The sequence below is a fragment of the Sphingorhabdus sp. genome (genome assembly GCF_046292425.1).
In the GTDB taxonomy this organism is placed as follows: Bacteria; Pseudomonadota; Alphaproteobacteria; order Sphingomonadales; family Sphingomonadaceae; genus Sphingorhabdus_B.
The window spans coordinates 1-24014 of sequence record NZ_JBKBQV010000043.1 but is presented as its reverse complement, the minus strand read 5'-3'; the positions used below and the strand labels follow the sequence as shown (position 1 = coordinate 24014).

30 protein-coding genes are annotated in these 24014 nt (G+C 55.6%); 18 read left to right on the top strand and 12 right to left on the bottom strand.

Annotation, left to right across the window (positions count from 1 at the left end; translation table 11 throughout):
* Positions 1-468: 468 nt before the first annotated feature.
* Complete coding sequence (locus ACK4S7_RS09655; protein WP_409646328.1) at positions 469-1989, top strand: lipopolysaccharide biosynthesis protein; 1521 nt, start codon at positions 469-471, stop codon at positions 1987-1989.
* Here ACK4S7_RS09655 and ACK4S7_RS09650 read toward each other — a convergent pair.
* Positions 1979-2911, bottom strand: coding sequence for an isopenicillin N synthase family dioxygenase (locus ACK4S7_RS09650; protein ID WP_409646326.1), 933 nt, complete (start codon positions 2909-2911; stop codon positions 1979-1981). The two genes, ACK4S7_RS09655 and ACK4S7_RS09650, sit on opposite strands and share 11 nt — an antisense overlap.
* A gap of 53 nt (positions 2912-2964) precedes the next feature.
* Between ACK4S7_RS09650 and ACK4S7_RS09645 the strand changes: the two genes are divergently transcribed.
* From ACK4S7_RS09645 to ACK4S7_RS09630, 4 genes are all read left to right on the top strand, one after another.
* Positions 2965-3378: an EVE domain-containing protein gene (locus ACK4S7_RS09645; protein WP_409646325.1), complete on the top strand. Its 414-nt coding sequence runs from the start codon at positions 2965-2967 to the stop codon at positions 3376-3378.
* Positions 3375-4235 carry a RimK family alpha-L-glutamate ligase gene (locus tag ACK4S7_RS09640; protein WP_409646323.1) on the top strand — a complete coding sequence of 287 codons (861 nt, stop codon included), beginning with the start codon at positions 3375-3377 and terminating at the stop codon, positions 4233-4235. Before ACK4S7_RS09645 ends, ACK4S7_RS09640 begins: the two co-directional genes overlap by 4 nt.
* Positions 4236-4334: 99 nt before the next feature.
* Positions 4335-4511, top strand: a complete 177-nt coding sequence (locus ACK4S7_RS09635) for a hypothetical protein (protein WP_409646321.1) — start codon at positions 4335-4337, stop codon at positions 4509-4511.
* A gap of 193 nt (positions 4512-4704) precedes the next feature.
* Positions 4705-4887, top strand: a complete 183-nt coding sequence (locus tag ACK4S7_RS09630) for a CsbD family protein (protein WP_409646320.1) — start codon at positions 4705-4707, stop codon at positions 4885-4887.
* A gap of 57 nt (positions 4888-4944) precedes the next feature.
* On the opposite strand, the gene ACK4S7_RS09625 is transcribed toward ACK4S7_RS09630, so the two are convergent.
* From ACK4S7_RS09625 to ACK4S7_RS09585, 9 genes are read right to left on the bottom strand one after another with little or no spacing between them, the layout of a single operon-like run.
* Positions 4945-5631 carry a glutathione S-transferase family protein gene (locus ACK4S7_RS09625; RefSeq protein ID WP_409646318.1) on the bottom strand — a complete coding sequence of 229 codons (687 nt, stop codon included), beginning with the start codon at positions 5629-5631 and terminating at the stop codon, positions 4945-4947.
* 39 nt (positions 5632-5670) lie between these two features.
* The gene (locus ACK4S7_RS09620) at positions 5671-6903 is read right to left on the bottom strand and encodes a serine hydrolase domain-containing protein (protein ID WP_409646316.1); all 1233 of its coding nucleotides are present in this window, start codon (positions 6901-6903) and stop codon (positions 5671-5673) included.
* An 8-nt stretch (positions 6904-6911) separates the two neighbouring features.
* Positions 6912-7553, bottom strand: coding sequence for a CoA transferase subunit B (locus tag ACK4S7_RS09615; RefSeq protein ID WP_409646315.1), 642 nt, complete (start codon positions 7551-7553; stop codon positions 6912-6914).
* On the bottom strand, positions 7550-7876 hold the full coding sequence (locus ACK4S7_RS09610; protein WP_409646313.1) for a DUF5076 domain-containing protein: 327 nt from the start codon (positions 7874-7876) through the stop codon (positions 7550-7552). Before ACK4S7_RS09610 ends, ACK4S7_RS09615 begins: the two co-directional genes overlap by 4 nt.
* A complete protein-coding gene (locus ACK4S7_RS09605; protein WP_409646311.1) occupies positions 7873-8778 on the bottom strand; it encodes a 5'-nucleotidase, lipoprotein e(P4) family in 906 nt (301 codons plus the stop codon). The genes ACK4S7_RS09610 and ACK4S7_RS09605 overlap by 4 nt, the downstream gene beginning before the upstream one ends.
* Positions 8775-9485, bottom strand: coding sequence for a CoA transferase subunit A (locus ACK4S7_RS09600; protein ID WP_409646309.1), 711 nt, complete (start codon positions 9483-9485; stop codon positions 8775-8777). Before ACK4S7_RS09600 ends, ACK4S7_RS09605 begins: the two co-directional genes overlap by 4 nt.
* Positions 9486-9526: 41 nt before the next feature.
* A complete protein-coding gene (locus tag ACK4S7_RS09595) occupies positions 9527-10186 on the bottom strand; it encodes an HAD-IA family hydrolase (protein WP_409646307.1) in 660 nt (219 codons plus the stop codon).
* Between the two features lie 20 nt (positions 10187-10206).
* Complete coding sequence (locus ACK4S7_RS09590) at positions 10207-11127, bottom strand: SMP-30/gluconolactonase/LRE family protein (protein WP_409646306.1); 921 nt, start codon at positions 11125-11127, stop codon at positions 10207-10209.
* A gap of 41 nt (positions 11128-11168) precedes the next feature.
* A complete protein-coding gene (locus tag ACK4S7_RS09585; RefSeq protein ID WP_409646305.1) occupies positions 11169-11714 on the bottom strand; it encodes an N-acetyltransferase family protein in 546 nt (181 codons plus the stop codon).
* Positions 11715-11765: 51 nt separating this feature from the next.
* On the opposite strand from ACK4S7_RS09585, the gene ACK4S7_RS09580 reads away from it, so the two are divergent.
* The 4 genes from ACK4S7_RS09580 to ACK4S7_RS09565 are packed head-to-tail and all read left to right on the top strand — an operon-like array spanning position 11766 to position 15859.
* Entirely contained in the window at positions 11766-12659 is an 894-nt protein-coding gene (locus ACK4S7_RS09580; protein WP_409646303.1) for a universal stress protein, read from the top strand.
* A gap of 57 nt (positions 12660-12716) precedes the next feature.
* Positions 12717-14039 (top strand): amino acid permease, encoded by a 1323-nt coding sequence (locus ACK4S7_RS09575; RefSeq protein WP_409646301.1) that lies wholly within the window; start codon positions 12717-12719, stop codon positions 14037-14039.
* A gap of 39 nt (positions 14040-14078) precedes the next feature.
* Complete coding sequence (locus ACK4S7_RS09570) at positions 14079-15506, top strand: NAD-dependent succinate-semialdehyde dehydrogenase (protein ID WP_409646299.1); 1428 nt, start codon at positions 14079-14081, stop codon at positions 15504-15506.
* Positions 15506-15859: a YbaN family protein gene (locus tag ACK4S7_RS09565; protein WP_409646330.1), complete on the top strand. Its 354-nt coding sequence runs from the start codon at positions 15506-15508 to the stop codon at positions 15857-15859. Before ACK4S7_RS09570 ends, ACK4S7_RS09565 begins: the two co-directional genes overlap by 1 nt.
* Here ACK4S7_RS09565 and ACK4S7_RS09560 read toward each other — a convergent pair.
* Positions 15856-16371: a sterol desaturase family protein gene (locus ACK4S7_RS09560; protein ID WP_409646297.1), complete on the bottom strand. Its 516-nt coding sequence runs from the start codon at positions 16369-16371 to the stop codon at positions 15856-15858. The two genes, ACK4S7_RS09565 and ACK4S7_RS09560, sit on opposite strands and share 4 nt — an antisense overlap.
* Positions 16372-16465: 94 nt before the next feature.
* On the opposite strand from ACK4S7_RS09560, the gene leuC reads away from it, so the two are divergent.
* From leuC to grxD, 7 genes are all read left to right on the top strand, one after another.
* Positions 16466-17896: a 3-isopropylmalate dehydratase large subunit gene (gene leuC, locus ACK4S7_RS09555; RefSeq protein WP_409646295.1), complete on the top strand. Its 1431-nt coding sequence runs from the start codon at positions 16466-16468 to the stop codon at positions 17894-17896.
* 102 nt (positions 17897-17998) lie between these two features.
* On the top strand, positions 17999-18205 hold the full coding sequence (locus ACK4S7_RS09550; RefSeq protein WP_409646293.1) for an isopropylmalate isomerase: 207 nt from the start codon (positions 17999-18001) through the stop codon (positions 18203-18205).
* A gap of 4 nt (positions 18206-18209) precedes the next feature.
* Entirely contained in the window at positions 18210-18803 is a 594-nt protein-coding gene (gene leuD, locus ACK4S7_RS09545) for a 3-isopropylmalate dehydratase small subunit (RefSeq protein WP_409646291.1), read from the top strand.
* A 9-nt stretch (positions 18804-18812) separates the two neighbouring features.
* On the top strand, positions 18813-19808 hold the full coding sequence (locus ACK4S7_RS09540; protein WP_409646289.1) for an NADPH:quinone oxidoreductase family protein: 996 nt from the start codon (positions 18813-18815) through the stop codon (positions 19806-19808).
* A gap of 66 nt (positions 19809-19874) precedes the next feature.
* A complete protein-coding gene (locus tag ACK4S7_RS09535) occupies positions 19875-20198 on the top strand; it encodes a DUF1476 domain-containing protein (RefSeq protein WP_409646329.1) in 324 nt (107 codons plus the stop codon).
* Positions 20198-20428 carry a BolA family protein gene (locus ACK4S7_RS09530; protein WP_409646287.1) on the top strand — a complete coding sequence of 77 codons (231 nt, stop codon included), beginning with the start codon at positions 20198-20200 and terminating at the stop codon, positions 20426-20428. Before ACK4S7_RS09535 ends, ACK4S7_RS09530 begins: the two co-directional genes overlap by 1 nt.
* A gap of 18 nt (positions 20429-20446) precedes the next feature.
* Complete coding sequence (gene grxD / locus ACK4S7_RS09525) at positions 20447-20773, top strand: Grx4 family monothiol glutaredoxin (protein ID WP_409646285.1); 327 nt, start codon at positions 20447-20449, stop codon at positions 20771-20773.
* Between the two features lie 74 nt (positions 20774-20847).
* Here the strand turns inward: grxD and ACK4S7_RS09520 are convergent, their stop codons facing one another.
* Positions 20848-22098 (bottom strand): MFS transporter, encoded by a 1251-nt coding sequence (locus tag ACK4S7_RS09520; protein ID WP_409646283.1) that lies wholly within the window; start codon positions 22096-22098, stop codon positions 20848-20850.
* Positions 22099-22193: 95 nt separating this feature from the next.
* Here ACK4S7_RS09520 and ACK4S7_RS09515 point away from each other — a divergent pair, with 95 nt between their 5' ends.
* Both ACK4S7_RS09515 and ACK4S7_RS09510 read left to right on the top strand, forming a co-directional pair.
* On the top strand, positions 22194-23267 hold the full coding sequence (locus ACK4S7_RS09515) for a YeiH family protein (protein ID WP_409646281.1): 1074 nt from the start codon (positions 22194-22196) through the stop codon (positions 23265-23267).
* The coding region (locus tag ACK4S7_RS09510) for a glycerol-3-phosphate dehydrogenase (protein WP_409646280.1) at positions 23264-24014 on the top strand (751 nt) is incomplete at its 3' end. The genes ACK4S7_RS09515 and ACK4S7_RS09510, both read left to right, overlap by 4 nt.

Genomic DNA, 24014 nt, shown 5'->3' with positions numbered 1-24014 from the left:
CAAGTTTGATTCAAAAACCAGACTAGCACGGATAAATCCGCAAACTAGCAAGGCTCGAACTTTCAGGCGTTGTTCCTGCACAAATTACTATACATGGTGTATAGGACATTATGTGCGAACAGCTAATTTTTAACCAAGCACCCGGGGCCTAAAAACCCCCGGACCTGGCGCCGTCGCCCACATGTCCCTTCATCTAAATATCACAATGTCAAAGAGCCGAACCGGTTTTACCCGATTACCACCGACGAAAAAGCGGACACCTATGGTTCCCTGATATTTACTACCAGGGGAGTAGGTGACCTATTTGTTGGCGACCGAACCGCGGAAACGCTTGCTTCCCGTCCGGTGAGAGGGCCTCTAAAGCGACTTCGAGATTCGGTCAACAGCCATTTGCAATTTTATTACAAAAAAAATGCACCAATTAGCTAAGACCATGGAAAATAGCGGTTTTTGCCGTATGTACCCTATATGAAGTTTCCACCCCTATCCACTGACCGAGAGCCGCAGGAGTTCCGCGATCAGGTAAAATCTGCGGTATTCTGGCGTTCGGGCACACAGATTCTCGCTCAGTTGATCAGCTGGGGGACCACGATCGCTGTAATCCGAATCCTTGAACCAAGCGATTATGGTATATTTGCCATGACCTCGGTCGTCCTGGTTTTCCTGAATTTCCTCAACGGCTATGGTTTCGTCTCGGCATTGATCCAGTCAGAGACCGTTGAGCCGATTCGGATTCGGCAAGCGTTCGGAATGCTGATTCTTCTGAATGCGGCGCTGGCGGCACTTCAGTTCCTTGTTGTCGCACCGCTGGCGGCCGTTTATTTTGACGAGCCCGTCGTGGCTGACATGCTGCGCTGGCAATCGCTCATCTATCTATCGACACCATTTTTGATTCTTCCAGACACAATGCTTGCCCGGAACCTTGATTTCAAAAAGCCTGCGATAGTGAATCTGGCCTCGGCCATTATTGGCGCGGCGGTAGCGCTCGCCATGGCCGTGAATGGCCAAGGTGTGTGGACGTTGGTATTTGCCCCGATCGCCATATTCTGGACGCGGGCGATCGCACTGATGCTTGCGACTCGCTTCTGGGTACGTCCGAGTTTCAATTTCTCAGGCGCGCGCGGCATCTTCACCTTCGGCACAGCCATGCTAATCGCACATGGCTTCTGGATCATTCAAAGCCAAAGCGACATTTTCATCGCGGGGCGGGCGTTTGATAACCATGATCTGGGACTTTATGCTGAAGCTCTGTTCCTGACACAGATCTTTGCCGCAAAATTCGTGCCGCCACTCAACGAGGTCGCTTTCCCTGCTTATGCGCGGCTTCAAAATGACATGGCAGCGTTGGCCGCCGGCTTTTTAAAGGCCGTCCGACTCATCATGCTCATATCCTGCCCTTTATATTTTGGAATGGCCGTAACTGCCCAACCGCTGGTTGAAGCAGTGATGGGACCCAAATGGAGCGACGCCGCGCCATTGGTCGCCATATTGGCTCTGGCAATGCCGGTCATGACCCTACACATATTGTTCGCACCTGCGCTTAACGCGCTTGGCTTGCCGCATCTGGTAATGCGAAACGCGATGTTTGGGGCGGTCCTTATGCCATCGGTGTATTTAAACGCCGTGCAATATGGTGCGCACGGGCTTGCTTGGGGATGGTTGATCACCTTTCCCATCTTGCTGGCTTTCACCATTCATCAGGCGCGGCCGCATATCGGCTATACCCTGAACGCGTTAGCGGCCTCCGTCCTGCCCGGTCTCACCGCCGCGGCTATCATGGCCGCATTGGTCTGGACCCTTGATCACGGCCTGTTGGCAAAGCTTTGGCCTGACGTGCCCGCAATCTTGCAATTGGCTATCCTGACGGCAGCGGGCGCAGCCACATATTTTGGAATATTGTGGGTTGGCGCGCGCGAAACCATTTGGGAGGTCAAGAATCTGGTCATGAGGCGCAAACCGCCCACAGCGGAACCTGTCGTTACGCCTTAAGCAATCCAATCTCGATCAGTCGTTCGCGCAGATAATCATCCGCGAGAATTGGGTCGGGGTAGCGGTTCGGATTTTCGGCACTGATGCACTGCGGCAGAGTTGCAATTGGGAAGTCCGATCGCAAATGCAGGAAGAAAGGCATCGAGTAACGGCTAAACCGCGATCGCTCTCCTGTCGGATTCACCACGCGGTGTGTCGTCGACGGCAGCACATGATTGGTTAATCGCTGCAGCATGTCGCCCACATTGACCGCCAAGCCCCCCTGAGGGGGTGAGACGTCCATCCAGCTACCATCGGGACGCAATATCTGTAGACCAGCCTCCTCTGCGCCGAGCAGCAGCGTGATAAGATTGATGTCCTCATGCGCGCCTGCCCTGATGCAACCTTCGGCATCACCGGCAATGGGTGGGTAATGCAGCAAACGCAAAATTGAGTTCCCATCCTCAATAGCCAGGTCGAACCAGCGCGCAGGCAAATCGAGATAGCGGGCTATGGACGACAATATGCGCGCGCCCACTTTGTCCATTTCCGCAAAGAGCAGCTGGAACGTCTCTTTAAATTCGGGAACGTCCGGCCAGATATTGGGCAGCATCGAACCCGCCAGCGGGCTGTCGGGGGCAACATCGCGCCCTACATGCCAGAATTCCTTTAAATCGTGAAAGTCGGCACCTTTGGCAATTTCGGTCTTGAATGGCGTATACCCGCGTTGTCCGGCAAGCGTGGTGTTGAACCCCTTCATTTTCTGCGATTCGGATTGGTCGAACAGTTCCTTGGTCAGTGCCCATGCTTTGGCAACCAAAGCCGGGTCAAGGCCATGATCGACGACCGTGGCAAAGCCGTAGGTTTTGAACGAATTGCCAAGCTGCTGGCCAAGTGCATCGGCATCGCCGCTACTGAGTGAAATTACGGGCATATGTGTCATGGACAGCGCATTACTGCCTGCCTTAAAGGCTTGCCAGCAAAAAGGAGTAGCATGTGGCAAAACAATTTTGGCTGATGAAGTCCGAGCCTGATGTTTACAGTTATGATAATCTGGTGTCGGAGGGCGAAGGCACATGGGATGGCGTGCGCAATCACAGCGCCGCAATTAACTTGCGCAATATGAAGGTTGGCGACGAGGCCTTTTTCTACCACAGCAATATCGGGCTTGAGGTCGTTGCAATCATTACGATCAGCCAGGAGCATTTCATTGACCCGACCGACGAAAAGGGCCGCTTTGTTGCGGTTAAGGTCAAGCCAGTCCGCAAACTGAAGCACACAGTGACGTTGAAAGCCATCAAGGCAAACCCCAAACTGGCCGACATGGAAATGCTTCGGCAATCGCGTCTGTCAGTTGCCCCGGTGCGTCCCGCCGAATGGAAAGAGATTTTGAAAATGGCCGGCGAATGAACGGACAACGAATCGCGATTTTGAGCCCGACGCCGGATTATGAGGAAAACTGGTCGCATATAAAGGCAGACTATGCGCAGCTGTTGGGAAACCGTGCCACCTTCATCGACTGGACAAAGGCGGAAGACTTTAGTGCTTTCGACCTTGTCACGCCATTACTTGCGTGGGGCTATCCGCGCAACTGCCCACGCTGGTTCGGTTTGCTCGACCAGCTGGAAAACGAAGGCGTGACCGTTAGCAACCCGGTGCGCATATTAAGATGGAATAGCGATAAGGCCTATCTTGCTGAACTGGACGCGGCAGGCATCCCGTCGGTACCCACCTTGTTAAGCGATGCGCTCGATGAGGCTGCGCTTGACGATGCCCGGAACAGCTTCAAAACAGACATTCTCGTGATCAAACCCCCCATTTCAGGCGGGGCAGACGGCACGTTCCGGCTTGGCCGCGGCGATGCGTTTCCCGCTTCGGTCGCCGGGCACCGCATGATGATCCAGCCTTATCTGCCGACCATAGCTGCAGAGGGCGAATATTCGCTCTTTTACTTTGGCGGCAAATTCAGCCACTCGATCATCAAACGTCCGGCGAAAGGCGATTTTCGCGTGCAAGAACAATATGGCGGCACGGAAGAAGCGGTTTCGGCGCCTGAAGCCGCGTTATTGCTCGCACAAACCGCTTTTGCGGCAACTGCGGCGATCACCGGTATCGAAACATTGGCTTATGCGCGCGTGGATTTGCTGCGTGACGGTGACGGCGTTTTCCGACTGATGGAATTGGAGCTTATTGAGCCATCCTTATTCCTGCGATTTGCCCCTGATAAAGGCACAGCTTTTGCCGAAGCGTTGCTTTCTGCTGTTTAGGCGCAACATGTCACGGAACTAACACGCCGCTTGTCCCGTTCATTGTGCGTTCCGGCCCGCAGATTTCGCGAGGCCGACTAACGCAGAAAGGAAGAGCTTATGGGCGAGCTAACTTATAAGGCCAAAGACCTCGGCAACAACATCATAGGTGCCGTCAAACCATCCACCGGCAGAACCTCAAACGGCTGGCGCCTTCAGGGCGAAACAGTGTCGCAGGACAGAAAAAGCGGACGGCGGACATTTCTCGGCAAAGTTACAGGCTACGTCGGCAGCTAAAATGCTTCCTTGTGCAGCAGTTCATGCAGGGACCAAAATCCGTTCGCGATGGTGTCGTCCGCTCCTTTTGGGTTCGTCACAAGATGGTCCTGTGGGCCGCTGAACTGAGGAACGAACGAAGGCCCTGAATGTTATATTTCTATACCGGCCTTCAGGAACTGTTGTGGCCGGATCACTCAGAAAGGAACCAGATATGGGCGAATTTACAGACAAGGCCAAAGGGCTCGGCAACGAAGTAGCAGGGAATGTCAAGCAAGCTGCGGGTAAGGCGTCCGATAACGAGCGGCTTGAAGGTGAAGGCATCGCTCAAGAACGCAAAGGCGAAGGCCAGAACCTCAAAGGAAAATTGAAGGGCGCGGTCGGCGACAAAGTATAAGTCGCGCCAAAACAAAAAAGGGCTGTCCGTTGGGCGGCCTTTTTTGTGCCTACACAATTATGATTGGCGATAGTCGGCAATAACTTCGCCGCAATCGTATAATTCGGCCTCATGGCCAGCCTCGCGCCAGCTCTCGGTCAGTGCGTCTTTTTCCCAAGCCAGCATGGCCGGCAGCGTCAGCATGTAATGCACCCATTCTTTTCCGGCATGTCCGACATCCAGTCCATAAGTGCGAACGCGAAACGCGACGGGCGCAAAAAAGGCATCCACTGCGGTAAATTGCGGCCCTGCGAGGAATGGTCCGCCGAAGCTGTCGAGCCCTTGCGCCCACAATTCCGTCAACCGGGCCACGTCGCGTGCGAGCGCAGCAGACATCGGCTTGGGCTGAATTCTGACCCCTACATTCATCGTGCAATCGTTCCGCAATGCCGAAAAACCGCCATGCATTTCAGTCACTGCACATTGCGCCCAAGCACGCGCCGACGGATTGGTCGGCCATACGCCCTCATGCCGGTCAGCTAAATAAAGCGTGATCCCAAGTGAATCCCAAATCGTGCGCGTATTATCCACCAACACCGGTACTTGCCCTGTGGGCGAAAATGCCCGGAATGCATCGTAATTGCTTGCGGCAACAAAAGGTTCGATGCGATCATCAAATGGGATCCCAAGCATCGTCATAAGTACCCAAGGCCGCAGACTCCAGCTGGAATAATTACGGTTTGCGGTAATCAGGGTGTAACTCATATCAGCCTATCCTTCGGGTTCCGGCGCAGACAGAGCCACCTACCGGGTTTGCTTATCCAACTCCAGCCAGCGCGAATCCACACGTTGATGGTAACTGTCGAACACCGCAAATGGGATGCGAAAAGGGGTACCCCAATTACTATTCCACATAGCCACCACCCCTGTTCGGGTGGCTGGATCAAAGATCATGGTTGCGCGATATCCATCCACTGCGCCCGAATGACCTAAAAGCAAATTGCCTTCATATTTGAAGCTGCGCCATCCAAGGCCATATCGTGCCTCCGAATTCGCCTGCCTTAACTCGCCGCCATAGATTCGGGCAGTGTTCACCCGCGGTGATTGCGCAATGCGCAGCGCCGATTCCGGAAGAACGTCGGGTCGCTGACCCATGGTTGCCTGCATCCAACGGGCGAAATCGACGATATTGCTTTCAACGCCAGCTGCGGCTGGCACCCGCCAGTAGCTTTCTTTCAACATGCGGACGTTCCGCCCGTTGTGCGGGCGCGCCCAATCTTTCGCGCCAGTCAGGCCCGCCATACCGAAATTGGCACTTTTCATGCCCAAGGGCAAAAAGAAGCGCTCACTGACTGCATTGGGATAAGACCGCTTCGACGCCTGCTCCAATATCTCAGTGGCGGCATCAAAGGCGATATTTTGATAAGTATGACACGACCCCGGCTGGCACTGTAATGGCGCGGTCGCAAGGCTGGCACGTAACAAGCGGGGATCTTGCCCATCCTCCAACCGCTCGTCATATGCGTTCTTCGTGAGGCCGGTTTGCTGCGAAAGCAGCTGCTCAAAACTCAGCCGCGATTCCGCCCCCTCGGGCAAGCGCAACGTCGTTTGATAACGCGACACTGGCCGTTCCAAGTCAACAAGGCCTTCGTTTGACAACGTCGCTGCCAATGTTCCGGCGACAGTTTTGGAAACTGATGCCCAGCGGAAGACTGTCTCCAGGGTAACCGGCACATTTGTGTCCCGGTCGATCACGCCATAGGTGCGCACAAAGCGCAGCTCCCCATCCTCTACGATACCAATAGCCAGCCCCGCCATTTCCGACCGCTGGGAGATGGCCGAAAACTGCTGGTGCAGTTTCACATAATCAATCCGGCCACGCCATTCGTCCGGTTGGTCGGGCAAGTTAACGTCTGCCTTGGCAAAACCGCGCAATACGGCTGCAACCTGGTTCGTATCGGGTGCGGATTGTAATGCATAACAGCTGATCAGCCCCAACAATGTGACTGCAATGAAGGCTTGAATTATTCGCCGCATGTCGTCGGTTAAACCGCAACCTCAAATTGGGCTGTTGTCTTCGACTTCACTTCTTCAACCGTTACGCCCGGCGCCACTTCAACCAATTTGAAATGCGACGTCTTGTCGGCCCGTTGGAACACCGCCAGATCGGTAATGATCATGTCGACGACATTCTTGCCGGTCAGAGGCAGCGTGCAGGCCGGGATGAATTTCGGCGACCCATCTTTTGCATTATGCTCCATCACGACGATGATCTTTTTGACGCCAGCGACCAAATCCATGGCTCCGCCCATGCCCTTGATCATCTTGCCGGGTATCATCCAGTTAGCGATGTCACCATTTTCCGCCACTTCCATCGCGCCCAAGACGGTTAGGTCGATATGCCCGCCACGGATCATAGCAAAGCTGGCAGCGCTATCGAAATAGGCGGTCTGCGGCAGTTCGCTGATTGTCTGCTTGCCTGCGTTGATGAGGTCAGCATCCTCTTCACCAGCAAAGGGAAAAGGCCCGATACCCAACATGCCGTTTTCGGACTGAAGCGTCACTTCGACGCCCGGCGGAATGTGGTTGGCTACCAAAGTCGGAATGCCAATACCAAGGTTCACATAATATCCGTCGCGCAATTCCTTTGCGGCGCGGGCAGCCATATCGTCACGGGTCCAGCTCAATGTATCAATCCATCTTCATCAGTGATTGGGTGCTCAGTGGGTAAATCGGTCGGGTTGGCGCGCTCGGCGTCCACGCCCTCCCATATCCGTGCGAGGGCGTCTGCTTCGGATATGCCAGTCGCGCGCGCCCAAGTCCTCGCGCCGTGGCGGATGCAATCGACCAACGCGATGCCATATCCCATCGGGTCACCGCCCACGGGCACAGGATTTATAAAGCAGGTCACAGGTCCGCCCTCCTTCGCCCAAACGCGGAGAAACTCCCGGCTGTCACCCAACATGTCGGCATATGGCACAAGGTCAATGGGAACTGGCTTGTCGCTCATTTAGCAGGCTCCCACTTGGTCTGAGGACTATAAATTTCGTCAAAACCGCCGCGAATGGACGGGCCATAAACAGGGTTGGGGAACATGAACCAGCCATTGCCCCATAATGGTAAGATTGCCGGATTGGTGGCAAGCATCCGGCGGTCGGCAACGCTTAGGCCATTGGCATTGAACGCGTGCGCAAAATCTCCGAGCTGGTCCCCAGCCATTGCAATCACACAATATTTCGTGGCTATTGTGGCCCGCCGGCCATCTTTGCTTGAACCCGTGGGATCGTCGCCCATCAGGTACAGCGTCTCTTGATGCTTGAATTCACCGAGACCAGCCATGCGAAGCGCGTCTTCCGTGCCCTTGGCATTGGCGGCAGTGCGATTGGTATTGGCTATGATGGTCACACCAGCATCGCGCATGGTTTTCAGCGCCTCAACCGCGCCCGGCATTGCCAGCGCCTTACCTGCACCACTTTTCTCCCATTCGTTCCAAATGGCAGGATCAAAATCGATGCCTTGTTCAGCCATATAACGCATGGCCCCAACGTTCCAGATTAATGTCTCGTCTGCGTCGAACACCGCCGCCAGCGGCTTGGTGCCGCAGCTTTCGAAACGCGGCGCATCGGGGGTTGACCCTTTGGCCAGCACCGTCTGAGTTTTGATCGCGCGATTCAGCGCCTTGGCGCGCACATACTGCGCCATCGTTTTATACACCTGCGCCGAAACTATGCTGCCTTCTGCCGATCCGTAGAGCCATTGTTGCCCAGTCGGTGGCGATGTTGGCGATGGCTTTTCGCCGACCTGCGTGGCGAGCGCGTCTTTGCTCAGGACTGGCACGGCAAGCTGCTGGCCTGGCGCTGAACAGCCTGCGAGTGAAAGCGCAATTAAGCTGATCGTAAAGCGTCGCATCATACAACCTCGCGTTCGCGCACGGTGCGAAACTCAATCTTCTTTTCATAAGGCGCGCCGACGATCATGCGTTGCACATAGACGCCGGGCAAATGGATGCAGTCAGGGTCAAGGCTACCCACAGGCACGACTTCCTCAACCTCAGCCACGCAAATTTTGCCACAAGTGGCAGCTGGCAAGTTGAAGTTGCGCGCTGTCTTGCGAAAAACAAGGTTGCCGCTTTCGTCGGCCTTCCATGCCTTGATGATTGAGAGGTCAGCAAAAATTCCATGCTCGAGGATATACTCCTCGCCGCCGAACTCTTTTACTTCTTTGCCCTCGGCGACCAACGTGCCAACGCCGGTCTTGGTATAAAATCCCGGGATGCCCGCACCACCCGCGCGCATGCGCTCGGCCAATGTGCCTTGCGGGCAAAATTCAACTTCCAACTCACCCGCCAGATATTGCCGCTCAAATTCCTTGTTCTCGCCGACATATGAGGAGATCATTTTCCTGACCTGCTTGGTACGCAGCAGCTTGCCGATGCCTTCATTGTCGATACCGGCATTGTTCGACACGAAGGTCAGTCCAGTGACCCCGCTGTCGCGCACCGCATCGAGCAAACGTTCAGGCAGACCGCATAGGCCAAAGCCGCCGCTGGCGATCAACATATCGTCTTTTAATAAGCCGTCGAGCGCCGATTTTGCATCGGAAAATAGTTTCTTCGCCATGAAATGCTCCAATTGGTGGGAGAGACGGAACAGCCCTTCGCCTAGACGCCTACTGGTGTGAAGGTCAACGCCAATAGCGCCCCTAAATCGTTTAAAGCTTGCGCGCCGCTAGTGACTTTGATGGCCGCCATGCCCATGGCGGCGGCCGGTTTGCAATTGATCCCAAGATCATCAAGATAGATGCACTGCGATGGTTCGACTGCAAGTGCGTCACACATCATAGCATAAATTCGCGGGTCGGGTTTGCGCACGCCAGCCTTGCTCGATTCAATGATATGGTCGAAGTGCTGCATCACCGCTGCAATTGCTGCCGCTTTATCGTCACTTACCGCCATGCCGGCGCCTTTGCCTGAGGGCACATTGTTCGTGATGCAGCCAATTTTGAAACCCTTTGCCTTCAAAATATCGAGCGCGGCGACCATGTCCGGGCGAATGTCGCCCGAAAGGCAGGCAATCACCGAAGCACCGTCAAGTTCATGCCCCAAGACCCGCGCCTCGGCGGCAAACAACGCGTCAAATTCGGTTGCGCTACATTCGGCCCGTTCGAACTTCGCCCATGCATTATTATCCGGGTTGCGGGAATTCACGCTGCGAACGAAATCCTTTGGCAGACCGCGTTTGGCCTCCATGCGGTTGAAGGCCTCAAATGGCGAGGTCGTAATTACCCCGCCAAAGTCGAAAATAATAGTATTGAACGCCATGTTGGTCGTAGAGCCTTAAATTAAAATTGCAGCTTAAGCCCCGGCCGCGCCCAGCGGGTTTTAACCAGACGCCCGCTGCCGGACAGGCAGATATACGCGTCCATCATATCGTCGCCCCCAAAGGCGATGTTGGTGGTGAAAATATCGTCGGTTGCGACAAATTCGACAAGTTCGCCTTCAGGCGAAATGACGCTGATCCCGCATTCGCCGATAGTGGCAACGCAAATATTTCCATTGGCCTCCATCCCAAGGCTATCGAAGAATTTATACCCCGCCGGACGATACACCGGAATGCCAGGCCCGCCGGGACCTGCATCCGCCGCGACCTTGCCCGGCGCGGTAATGTTGAATTTCATCAACCGGCAAGTGTAAGTTTCGGCGGCATAAAGCGTCTTGCCGTCGGGCGAGAGACCAACGCCATTGGGGTTATTCGAAGGAAAGATGACTTCCTCCAAATGGCTACCATCGGCCTTGGCATAGAAAATGCCGACAACGTCGTGGCTACGCTTTGCATAATCAATCTTGCCATGGTCCGTGAACCAGAATCCACCATGCGCGTCGAACACAATGTCATTCGGGCCACGGAGGCTGCAGCCGTGGTCCCCGGATTTGTAAAGCACCTCGACCTCGCCCGTTTCGATATCGATCCGTTCAATCCTTCCGCCCGAATAATCCTGTGCAATTCCATGCGGCGCCAAAAAGCCATTGGCTTCCATATATTCGAAGCCGCCATTGTTGCAGCAATACAGCTTGCCATCAGGACCAACGGCCAAACCATTTGGTCCGCCGCCAGGCTTTGCAATGACTTCCTTGCTGCCGTCTGGATGCACACGGGTGATTTGACCTTCAGCGATTTCCACCAAAATGACGCTGCCGTCGGGCATGACGACGGGTCCTTCGGGGAAGCGCAATCCATCGGCGACCAGTTCAAATTCAGCCATACTCTCTCTCCCTTTGCGTGCGACTGAGCCGCGCTTATGCCTCAGGCCGGTTCCTTGGGCGGAACAGACATGTTTCCTTCACCCAATTCCGCCTGCATATATACGCTGTCAAGCCAACGGCCGAACTTTCGGCCAACGGACCGCATTAGCCCGGCGTGCGTGAACCCCATCTTGCTGTGCAGCGCCACCGAAGCAGGCTCTCCGCCGCCAATCACGGCCATCATCTGTCGAAAACCGCATTGTGTTGCCTGCGTCATTAAAGCACGCAAAAGCCGTCCTCCAACCCCTTGACCGACGCAATCCGAATCGACGTAGATCGAATCTTCGCAGGTAAAACCATAAGCTGGCCTGTCGCGAAAGGGCGTTGCATAGGCATATCCCAATATCCTGCCATCGCGTTCCGCAACCAAAAATGGCCATCCTTTGGCTGAAATATCGGCGATCTTCTGTTCCGTTTCTACAGAAGTGCGCGGCACAATATCAAAGCTGGCCGTGCCGTTAAGAACGTGGTGCGCGTAAATGCGCGCAACCGCATCTGCGTCCGTCCTATGCGCCGACCGTATTCTAATCTCGCCCGCTTCGTCCATCAGCCGTGGCTGACACAATAATTCTCCATTTGAAAGTGTTTTGCCATTTTGATGTCGATCAAGGTTTTTGCTGCAAAAAGGCGTATACGAGTCGCAGTAGTCGGGCCCAACCTATCCGGGTCCATAGCGGAGGAAATGACGATGCGATCCATCATGGTACATGCGGGAGGTGACGCAGCCTTTGAGAGCCGTCTGCAAGCAGGACTAGACCTTGCACGACGTTTCAAAGGCCATGTAACGCTGATCTTGCCGCGCCCGACGCAGGACTATGTCGCCTTTGACATGTTTGGTGGCGCCCATTTCATTGCCGAAGCGTTTGAAGCGGCCGAGCAAGAGCGCGGAAAACTGTGCGAGAGCATCGATGCGCGGCTCAAGGCCGAAGATGTGCCCTGGGACTGGCAGATGTTCGATGGCACGACATCTGACGCCTTGATCAATGCTGCTCGGCTGGCCGATGTTTTGGTCATGTCGCTTGATCAGGCTGGCGCTGCTGGCCCCGCGCGCGCATGGGTAAGTGATATCGTAACAGCATCGCGTACCCCCGTTTTGGCAATTCCCGCATCAAGCAAACGCATATCCTTTGAACGGGCCATGATTGCTTATGATGGCGGTTTCGAGGCTGCTAATGCAGTGCGCGCGGCGCTGCCCATGCTTCAGGCCGCTGGACATGTCCGCATTTCCGAAATTGAAAAAGTGCCTGACGAATTCCCTGTCACCGACGCAGCGACCTATTTGTCACGCCATGGCATCAGCGCAGAAATTGCTGTCGTCGCAAGGGGTGACTACAGCGTCGAAGAAAGGCTGCTGGCGGAGGCTGACGCCTGGCGACCCGATTTCCTCGTAATGGGGGCCTATGGCCATGGACGCTGGCGTGAGACATTGTTCGGCGGCGTGACACGCTTCATGCTCGGCGAACTGGGGATTCCGGTCTTGTTGGCGCATTAAACAAAGGTTGGCTTTTGCCCTTATTCCATGCAAGCTTGCGCGGAACGGGGGGATTAAGTGCAGCAAGATACAGCCGTAAAAGGCCGTCCTATGGGATTCTGGATGGCGCTCGCCTTGGTCATGGGCAGCATGATCGGGTCGGGCGTTTTTCTGTTGCCTGCCAGCCTTGCGCCTTTGGGATGGAATTCGGTCATTGGTTGGGTAATCACTGTTTCAGGCGCCCTGTGCGTTGCATCTGTGTTTGGTGCGCTTAGCAAGGCTTTGCCGAAAGCCGGCGGCCCTTATGCCTATACCCGCGCAGCCTTTGGCGATGGCGCGGGTTTCGCTATCGCATGGGCCTATTGGATTTCGATGTGGGTCGGTAATGCCGCGATTGCGACGGCTGCCGTCAGCTATTTAAGCCAGTTGTTCCCACTAGTCGGCACCCAAGGCGTGTCCGCGGCAATCACCATTTCCATCGTCTGGGCCTTTACGCTGATCAACATTCGCGGTACGAAGCTGGCGGGGCAGGTACAGGTCATCTGGACAATTGCCAAGCTGCTACCGCTCATCGCCGTTATTGGCCTTGCAGCTTATATTTTAGCGATCCAGGGCACTGGTGTTGTCCGCACCTTTGATGTCGCGGATATTTCCACGGCGAGCATTTCGACCGCCACCATCCTAACCCTTTGGGCGATGCTCGGGCTTGAGCTCGCAACCGTGCCTGCTGATAAGGTGCAAGATCCCGAGCGCACAATCAATCGCGCGACCTTGTTCGGTACCGCTGGCGCTGGCGGCATATACATACTGGTATGCTCGGCCGTAGTCCTGATGCTGCCTGTTGCGATCACAAGCGCCTCTGCCGCGCCATTCGCCGATTTCGTGAATATCTACGCTGGTGCCAATGCAGGCAATGCCATAGCCGCCATAGGCGCCATTAGCGCGCTTGGCGCGTTGAACGGGTGGATCATGTGTCAGGCTGAATTGCCTGCCGCACTGGCCCGCGATGGCCTGTTCCCGGCATTTATGGCCAAGACCGGTCCCAATGGCACGCCGCGGAACGCGCATCTGTTCACCACTAGCCTATTGACCATTGTCATCCTGATGAACAGCAGCCGAACCATGGCATCAATGTTTGAATTCCTGATATTGCTCACCACGGCTATCGTTTTGGTCATGTATTTCGGCTGCGCCGCCGCCGCGTTTCGGCTCATTCAGACGGGCATATTGAAGGTGCGCGCCGGATTTAAAATAATCCTGCTCTTTGCTGCACTTTATTCGGTTTGGACGATTTATGGCGCAGGCCCCGAAGCCTTGATGTGGGGCGTAGCCTTGCTGCTCGCTGGGTTGCCGGTTTTCTGGCTGCTCCGTATTGCTAGGGGTTCCAAAGCCGTCGCCTGACGCCTACATGCAGATCATAGTAATTTTGCGGGAATAACGATGAGCTATACCACTGACTTGGGCTTATATATTGATGGCAGCTGGCGCAAAGGCGAAGGCCGCGACACGCATTCGGTTATCAATCCCGCAACTGGTGAAACGCTTGCTGAACTCCCATTAGCTCATGCTGCGGACCTTGATGAAGCACTAGCCGCAACGGCCAAGGGCTTTGCATATTGGCGCGCGGTGGACGTCAATGCTCGCGCTACTATCCTGCACAAAGTCGCTGATAACATTCGCGAACGCGCTGAAACAATTGCGGTTCTGCTCACAACCGAGCAAGGCAAGCCGCTCGCCGAAGCGCGCACCGAAGTGCTGTCTTGCGCTGCGCAATTCGATTATTTTGCGGAAGAAGCCAAGCGCAGTTATGGCCGTGTCCTTGTTCGGCCAACGGGGCAGCGCGCCCTTGTATTGAAGCAACCCGTCGGCCCCGTCGCGGCGTTCTCGCCGTGGAACTTCCCGGTCAATCTTATGTGCAAGAAAATGGCGGCTGCGCTTGCAGCTGGTTGTTCGATCATCGCAAAACCGCCCGAGGAAACGCCCGCCAGCACCAGCGCAATCATGCAGTGCGTTATTGACGGGGGCGTTCCCGGCAATGTCGCCCAGCTGGTCTATGGCGTGCCGGATATGGTGAGCCGTCACTTGATTGCCTCATCCATTATCCGCAAGGTTAGCTTCACCGGCTCGGTTCCTGTGGGCAAGCATTTGCTCAAACTAGCTGCCGATGGCGTAAAGCGAACCACAATGGAATTGGGTGGTCACGCGCCAGTACTTATTTTCGATGATTGCGACCTTCAAAAGGCCATCACCTTGTCTGCTACGACGAAGTTCCGCAATGCTGGCCAAGTGTGCATTTCGCCCACCCGTTTTTATGTGCAAGAGGGTGTCTATGACCAATTTGTTGCCGGCTTTGCCGAGCATACGAAGAAAGTTCAGGTCGGAAATGGTCTCGACGCTGGAACCGTTATGGGGCCATTGGCCAACGGACGACGGCCATCGGCGATTGCTGAATTGGTCGAAGATGCGACATCCAAGGGTGCCAAGCTATTGACTGGCGGATCACGGAGCAACGAGGGGTTTTTCTTCGCGCCAACGGTGCTTTCCGACGTGCCGATGTCGGCCAAGGTCATGGACGACGAGCCCTTTGGCCCGGTTGCATTGATGCGCCCGTTCAAGACGTTTGATGAGGCTATCGAGCAAGCCAATCGCCTGCCCTTCGGCCTTGCCGCTTATGCATTCACCGAAAATGCACGACAGGCAAATCTTGTTGCCGATGCGCTGGATACCGGCATGGTTGGCCTTAACAGCTTTGTGATTTCGATGCCCGATGCGCCTTTTGGCGGGGTAAAGGAATCCGGCTTTGGCAGTGAAGGCGGACCTGAAGGGCTCGACAGTTACTATGTGACCAAAGCGGTTCACCAATATTGATAAAGCGACAGCTTTATCTATGCGCTGGCCTGCTGGCGGTCGCACTTGGCACCATCGGTATATTTCTGCCTTTGCTGCCCACAGTGCCGTTCATGATATTGGCAGCGTTCTGTTTCGCGCGCAGCAGCCCCGCGCTTGAGGCGCGACTGTTAAACCATCCGCGTTACGGCCACCATTTGGTGGCTTGGCGCGAAAAGGGCGCGATTAGCAGGCGTGGGAAATGGTCGGCAACGGCAGCTTTCGGGTTAAGCATCGCCATCGGCTTTGCAGCGCTAACTCTGCCATGGTCGCTCGTGCCGGTTGGCGTTGCTGTGCTGTGCCTTGGCTGGATTTGGTTTAAACCGGAAACCTAAATTGCAGCGTCGCGCACAATAGCGGTACCTGCTTCACGCTGTTTCTTGAGGTCGGCCTTTAACTTGGCCGGATCACGCGCGAACACAAATCCGAAGCTCACGCCGCCTTCCTTGCCAATCGTCGCATGGTGCAATTTGTGCGCCTGCACCAGCCGCTTGGCATAGCCGCTGCGCGGTACATATTTGAAGTAACGTTGATGCACGAGGCCGTCATGCACGACGGTATAGATGATACCGTAAAACATTACGCCAAGGCCAATCCATGTCGCCGGCTCCCAAGCATTGTTGCCAAGCACGAGTGGACTGCCAATGGCAAACATGGAAATGCTTATGACTGCACCAACGATGCCGTAGAGATCGTTCTTTTCGAGCGCATTGTCATGCGGCTCATGATGGTCGCGGTGCCAGCCCCAGCCCCAGCCATGCATGATATATTTGTGGCTGGACCAGGCGACCCATTCCATGACGAATACCGTTGCAAGCACGATGAGGATGATGCTGAAGATGCTCATGGCTTCCCTATTAGACGTAAAGTTTGCATCTTTGAAGTGCAAGCAGCGACGCCTCACTTGATTTCGCTGCAATCGCTTCTATGGCATTTTTATTATGCCAACACCGCAAACGCTGTACGAAAAAATCTGGAATGCCCACGTCATTGAACAACGCGACGACGGAACGTGCCTGATCTTCATTGACCGCCATCTTGTCCACGAAGTTACCAGCCCACAAGCCTTTGAAGGCCTTCGCGTTGCCGGACGAGGGGTGCGGCGACCGGATTTGACACTTGCTGTTCCCGACCACAACCTGCCTACAACGGCGCGGTTGGACAGCGATGGCCGGCCTATTCCGATTGCAGACCCCGAAAGCGCGCAGCAATTGGAAGCGCTGGAGCGAAACGCGCCAGAATTTGGCATTTCCTATATTGACGCAACCGACATTAAACAGGGCATTGTCCATGTCGTCGGACCGGAACAGGGCTTTTCCCTGCCCGGAACCACAATAGTCTGTGGTGACAGCCATACTGCATGTCATGGTGGCCTCGGGGCCTTGGCCTTTGGTATTGGTACATCCGAGGTCGAACATGTCCTTGCTACACAAACACTTCAACTCACGCGGTCGAAGTCGATGGAAGTCCGGGTCGAGGGTGAACTTGGCCCCGGCGTTTCTGCAAAAGACGTTGTCCTGCATATAACGGGCGTACTTGGCGCATCGGGCGGGACTGGCCACGTCATCGAATATACGGGGTCCGTCATTCGGGCGCTCAGTATTGAGGGGCGCTTGACGATCTCGAACATGGCGATTGAACATGGTGCGCGCGCGGGGCTTGTTGCGCCCGACGATGTGACCTTTGCCTATCTCAAGGGTCGACCCATGGCCCCCAAGGGCGAACAATGGGATGCCGCCGTCACCTATTGGCGTTCGCTCGCCACCGATGCAGGGGCGGTCTATGATAAGGTCGTGACGATAAGCGCCGCCGACATCGCGCCAAGCGTCACTTGGGGCACAAGCCCTGAAGACGTACTCCCAATCACCGGCGTTGTTCCTGATCCGTCCGCTTTTGCTGACCCTTCCAAGCAAGACGCCGCCAGGAAATCGCTGGAATATATGGCGCTGACGCCGGGCACGTTGATGACCGATATCGAAGTACAGAATATCTTCATTGGCAGCTGCACCAACAGCCGGATTGAAGACCTCCGCGCAGCCGCTAGTGTTCTGAAGGGGCGGAAAAAGTCAGATAACGTCAAATGGGCGATTGTCGTGCCGGGAAGCGGTCTGGTCAAACATCAGGCAGAGGCAGAGGGGCTGGATCGCATCTTCATTGACGCCGGCCTTGAATGGCGCGAGCCGGGATGCTCGGCTTGCTTGGGCATGAACCCAGACAAGGTGCCCGCCGGAGAACGCTGCGCGTCCACCAGCAACCGCAATTTTGTAGGGCGTCAGGGCCCTGGTGCGCGGACTCATCTGGTCAGTCCAGCGATGGCCGCCGCCGCCGCTGTTACCGGCAAGCTGACCGACGTGCGCGAGTTGATGAACTGAACAATGCGCAGATTGTGGGTGGCTTTGCTACCAATTGATGCCAATTCACTTTACTTGTCGCAGACGGAAAAGCTAAAGCTCATTCCACCAAGGAAGAGATATATGACCGATAAGAAATCCGAAGGTGGCGACAAATGGTCGACCACAGCAAAGGTTGGCGCAGCGGTTGGTTCAGCTGCGCTCATGGCGGCGTTGCTATATGCAGGACGTCGCAGCCTGACTCAAAAAAAGGGCAAGCTTGAACCTTTATCGCCGGAACCCGAACTGTCTCCAATGGACGCCAATCAGCCCAAGACAGAAACGGACTGAACCGATGAAGGCGATCAGCAACGTCAAAGGCAGGGCCTATCCGCTCGGATTAAAGAATGTCGATACCGACATCATCATTCCGGCGCCCTGGTTGAAAACAATTAGCCGGTCGGGCCTTGGCAAAGGTGCATTTCAATCCTTGCGCGAAGTCCCAGGCAACGTCTTTGACAATCCCGCGTTTGCTGGTGCGCCCATATTAATCGCTGGAGACAATTTCGGATGCGGGTCCAGCCGCGAACATGCCGCTTGGGCTATGGCCGATCTTGGTATCTCTGCGGTTATCGCGCCAAGTTTTTCCGACATATTTTCCGGCAATGCATTTAAAAACGGACTGCTAGCCATTGTGTTGCCGCAGGATGCCATAGACCGCCTGATGGAAGTTGCGCAGAGCGACGAGATCCATATCGATCTGGAAACACAGACGGTAACTACCCCGTTCCAGGATCGCTTCACATTTGAAATCGACCCGTTTCGCAAGCATTGCTTGATGCATGGAGTCGACGAGATCGGGCTGACGCTGAAAAGCAGCGACGCCATTTCTGCTTATGAGACAAAGATATCGGCGAGCCAGCCTTGGCTGACGCCCAGCATAGCTTAGGAGAGAGACATGCGCGCTTTATTATCAACCGCTAGTGGCGGTCCGGAAACGTTGGTCATGGGTGATCTGCCCGAACCCGTCGCTGGCCCCGGCCAGGTTGTCGTTGCGGTGAAAGCGTGCTCGATCAACTTCCCCGACACGTTGATGATCGTCGACTTGTACCAGTTCAAGCCCGAGCGCCCTTTTGCCCCCGGTGGCGAAATCGCAGGTGTGGTGGAAGCCATCGGCGATGGTGTCAGCGGTTTTGCCGTTGGTGATCGCGTCATTGGACTGTGTGGCAATGGTGGTTTGACCGAGAAGGTCGCGGTGGCAGCTTTCAACTGCTTTAAAATGCCCGATGCGATGTCATTTGACGACGGCGCGTCGTTACTCATGACCTACGGCACGTCCATCCATGCGCTCAAGGATCGCGGCCATATGAAGGCTGGGGACAATGTCCTTGTTCTCGGCGGCGCTGGCGGCATTGGCATTTCGGCCATTGAACTGGCCAAAGCCTATGGCGGCCGCGTGGTTGCGGGCGTATCAAGCGAAGCCAAGGCCGCAATTGCGCGTGAAGCTGGCGCTGACGAGGTGGTTGTCTACCCGCATCAGCCCTTTGACAAAGAACAGTCAAAAGCAGTGGCTGAAATGTTCAAAACCGCTGCCGGTCGCGATGGCTTCAACATCATCTATGACACGGTAGGCGGCGATTATAGCGAGCCTGCGGTCCGTTCGATTGCATGGGAAGGCAAATTTCTGGTCGTGGGCTTCCCAGCGGGAATTGCGAAGCTGCCGCTAAACCTGACATTGCTGAAAAGCTGCGACGTGTGCGGCGTATTCTGGGGTGCATTTGCCGCCCGCACGCCGCAGAAGAACCACGCGAACATAGCAGAATTGTTCGACCTTTATGCCGCTGGCAAAATCAAGCCGCGCATTTCGGAGACGTTTGAGTTGGCCGACGCGGGAACCGCAATTGCACGATTGGGTGACCGTGCTGCGGTGGGTAAGCTGGTCGTACACATTTGACATCGCCGGTCTTGTTGATTGGTCGGACAGGCATTATCTCTGATACATAAATATAGGAACCGCATGATGACGACTTTTGACAACCGCGAAACCGCTTTTGAAAACAAATTCGCACACGATGCGGAATTGCAGTTCAAAATCACCGCTCGCCGCAACAAGCTTGTCGGCCAATGGGCTGCCGAAAAAATGGGGCTTACACCCGAAGAAACGACAGCTTACGCCACCTCCGTGGTGCAGGCCGATTTTGAAGAAGCGGGCGACGAGGATGTTGTCCGCAAGCTGCTGGGAGATTTGACCTCGGCGGGCGTAGAGACCGACGACGCGATGATTCGCGCGGCGCTTGAAGACAAAATGGTCGAAGCACGACGCCAGTTTATCGAGCCAGCCTAATGGCGATGCAGGCTGAAGAAATTAAGAGCATGATCAAGGCCGCTTTGCCCGATGCCGAGGTGGAAATTACCGACCTTGCTGGCGACGGAAATCATTATGCCGCGCGCGTGGTGAGCGAAAGTTTCCGCGGGCTTTCAAGGGTAAAACAGCATAAGGCCGTTTATGACGCGCTGGACGGGCGCATGGGTGGCGTATTGCACGCCTTGCAACTGACGACAGCCATTCCGTAGTTTTTTGGAGTATTTCAGATGAGTGTTCACGACCGGATCGAAGAGATCGTCAAAGGCAATGATGTCGTTCTGTTCATGAAAGGCAGCCCGTTATTTCCGCAGTGCGGCTTTTCCAGCAAGGCGATTGCCATACTCGACCACCTGAACGTCGCTTACGAAAGCGTTGACGTATTGCAGGACATGGAAATCCGCGCTGGCATCAAGGATTATAGCGACTGGCCAACAATTCCGCAGCTTTACGTCAAAGGCGAATTTCTGGGTGGATCGGACATCATGATGGAAATGTACGACGCTGGCGAACTGCAAGCTTTGGTAGACGCCGAAGGCCTAGCAAAGCCAGCATAGGCCGTACACTGACTTAGGCCTTCATGTGGCGTGCTAACGCGTCACATGAGGGTCCCGCCGGTTTGAAAGTGGCGTTAAACCATAGCAGGCGGGGCGTCCGGTTCGGCGCGGCGGATGTTCGGAAGCAGCAGGTGTAGCCAGCCCAATGCGAGCAGGTACGAAACCGCAGCGAAGATAAACAAAGGCGTGTAGCCAAGTCCGGCCGCCAGTACCGCCCCCGTCACCAACTGGATCGACGCGCCGCCCATGTTGCCCATGAAAGCCCCAAATGCTGTAACCCTACCCACTTTCGCGCGGGGTACGACATCGGTGATTATCGAGAATATGGACAGGGAAAATCCCTGATGCCCGGCCATCACGACACCCATCATGATCGCCACGGGCCAGAATGAGTCAAGCGTAAGGACAAAGGGCAAAGGCACGACGATCGCTGCCGATCCCAGCATGATCGTCTTACGCACGCGGTTGACGCTCCATCCAGACTCCAAAAGACGGGTGGACAGCCAGCCAGCAAACAAGGCGCCTGCGCCAGAACCGAAAAATGCGATAGCCAGAGGAATTGCAAGCTCGCTGGTGGTGAGCCCATATTCCTTGCGATAAAAATCAGGCAGCCAGAAGTTGATAAGCCACCAGGTCGCATCGGACAGTGCCTTTGCGATCACAATTGCCCATGTCCGGCGTTCGCGCAAGATGGGGCCATAAGGCGCGCCGTCGTCCGAAAAATCGCGATCAGCGTCCTCTGCCTGATCGTCAAATTTAACACCGCGGGCAAACCACAACCATAGCGCCAATGTGATAAAGCCACCAACGCCCCCGAATATCAACGCACCACGCCATCCCCAGATCGCCGCAATCACGGGTATGAAAAACGGCATAGTGATCGTGCCAAGGCCAGCAATTGCCGTACCGACGCCGAACGCGAACGAACGCTTGTCTGCCGGAAACAGCGTTGCAACGGTTTTTATGGTCAGCGGCGTTTGTACCGCCTCAGTCGCACCAAGACCGATGCGCGCGGCGACAACATGCCAGCCAGATATGGCCCAGCCATGCGCCATGGCCGCAAGGCTCCACGTGGTCACACCAGCAATCATCGAACGCAGAACGCCAATTCTATCAACAAGCCACCCTGTAAAAAGGAAAGAAAGCGCGGCTGCAACCTGAGTCACAAATGCAAGATTGGCAAAATCCGTGTCGCTCCAGCCAAGGTCTGCCGACATGTCAGGTTTCAGGATCGCGATGACAGGACGATCCATGGCATTGAAAATGCCCGCAACACATAATAGTCCAAAAAGGATCCAGCGCAGCGTTGGCGTGATTGGCTTCATTTCGCGTCACCCCTGTGCATCATTCTCTCCGCTTGGACTATAGTGCGTCCCGCTTTATGCTGGAACTTCACGCGCATCTGCCTATAGAAGGCTATATGACACCGCAAGACATAAACGCGAATTACATCGCTGACCTTTATGGCGAAACCTATCTCGCCGAGGATAATCCTGCGCCCCGAAAGCGACTGATGATCAGCGCGCTGTTCCCGGGGTTTGCGGTGGTTGCGGTTGCTGCTGTCGCCGCGACCTGGTTTTCAGAACATTATGGGATGCCGGTTATTTTGGCAGGTCTGCTGCTTGGTCTTGCTCTCAACTTTGTATCCGCTGAACAAAAAGTGCATCCCGGGCTGGATTTTTGCGGAACCTCCTGCCTGCGTTGGGGTATTGTGTTGCTGGGGACTCAAGTGACTGCGATGCAGATTGGCGGCCTTGGCGCACTCGCGTTTCTGGGGCTGGTTGGGATTATGTCTTTGGTCATGGCCGCCGGGCTGTTGGGCGCCCGGCTGGGTGGTCAAAGTAGTTACGCGGGCTGGCTGGCTGGCGGCGCGACTGCCATTTGCGGGGCATCCGCGGCCTTGGCCATTTACGCTGTCATTGGCCGAGAGCGCCTTAACCAGTCGCAATTCACTCTCATTTTGGTTGGTGTTGCATTGGCAAGCGCGGTCGCCATGTCCTTTTACCCCCTAATCGCCGCTCAGCTCGCTTTTACCGACAAGCAGGCTGGTTTTCTCATGGGAGCGGCAGTGCACGATGTCGCCCAGTCCTTGGGGGGCGGTTACAGCTTCTCCCAATTGGCAGGCGAAACGGCAACCATCGTGAAATTGTCCCGGGTGGCCTTGCTCGCGCCAGCTGTGGCATTGGTGGGCCTTGCTATCGGGTCAACTGACGGACGCTCCAGGAGCCTTGCATCCAAGTTGAAGCTTCCGTGGTTCATTGTAGCTTTCTTCGCCGCGGTTGCCGTGAACTCCGTCGTAGATGCACCCGACTGGGTTGCCGAGTTCGGTCTTATAGCGTCAAAGGCGATGCTATTGTTCGCCGTCACGGCCACGGCGATGCGTTCGCGGCTTGATCTATTGCTTACGCAAGGTTGGAGAGCGCTGCTGCCTGTCATCCTCGCGACATTCACGGCATTTATCGCCGCCGCCACATTTGCGTGGGCATTTCTGTGAGCGCGCCAGTGTATGATCTCGCCGTAATCGGCGGCGGCGTTAACGGGGCCGGCATCGCGCGGGATGCTGCTGGCAGAGGCGCAAAGGTGATTTTGCTTGAGCGGGGCGATCTTGCCCGTGGCACGTCGTCAGCTTCGACGAAGCTCATTCACGGTGGGCTGCGATATCTGGAACATTATGAATTCGCATTGGTCCGGGAATCGCTGATCGAGCGCGAGCGGCTATGGGCCATTGCGCCACATATCATTTGGCCACTTCGGTTCATCCTGCCACATCAGAAAGGCATTCGTCCCGCGTGGCTGGTCCGGCTTGGATTATTTCTTTATGATCATATTGGCGGCCGAAAGCTATTACCCCCGACACGCACGGTCGATTTGAGAACCGAGCCCGCCGGACAGCCACTTCGACCGGAATTTGTGAAGGCGTTCGAATATTCGGACTGCTGGGTCGACGACGCCAGGCTTGTGGTTTTGAATGCGATGGATGCCGCCGAGCATGGCGCCGACATTCGCACGCGTTCGGAAGTCACGCACCTCGAACGGCGCGACGGACTTTGGCATCTGGAGATTGCGGGCGCCGAACCCGTCATGGCGCGCGCTGTTGCAAACGCCGCCGGGCCTGCGGTGCTTGATTTGCTTGCGCGAACCACCGGGCATGGTCGTAACACCGGTGAAACAATCCGTCTGGTCAGGGGGTCGCACATTGTTGTGCGTAAGATGTTTGATACCCCGCAGGCCTATTTTTGCC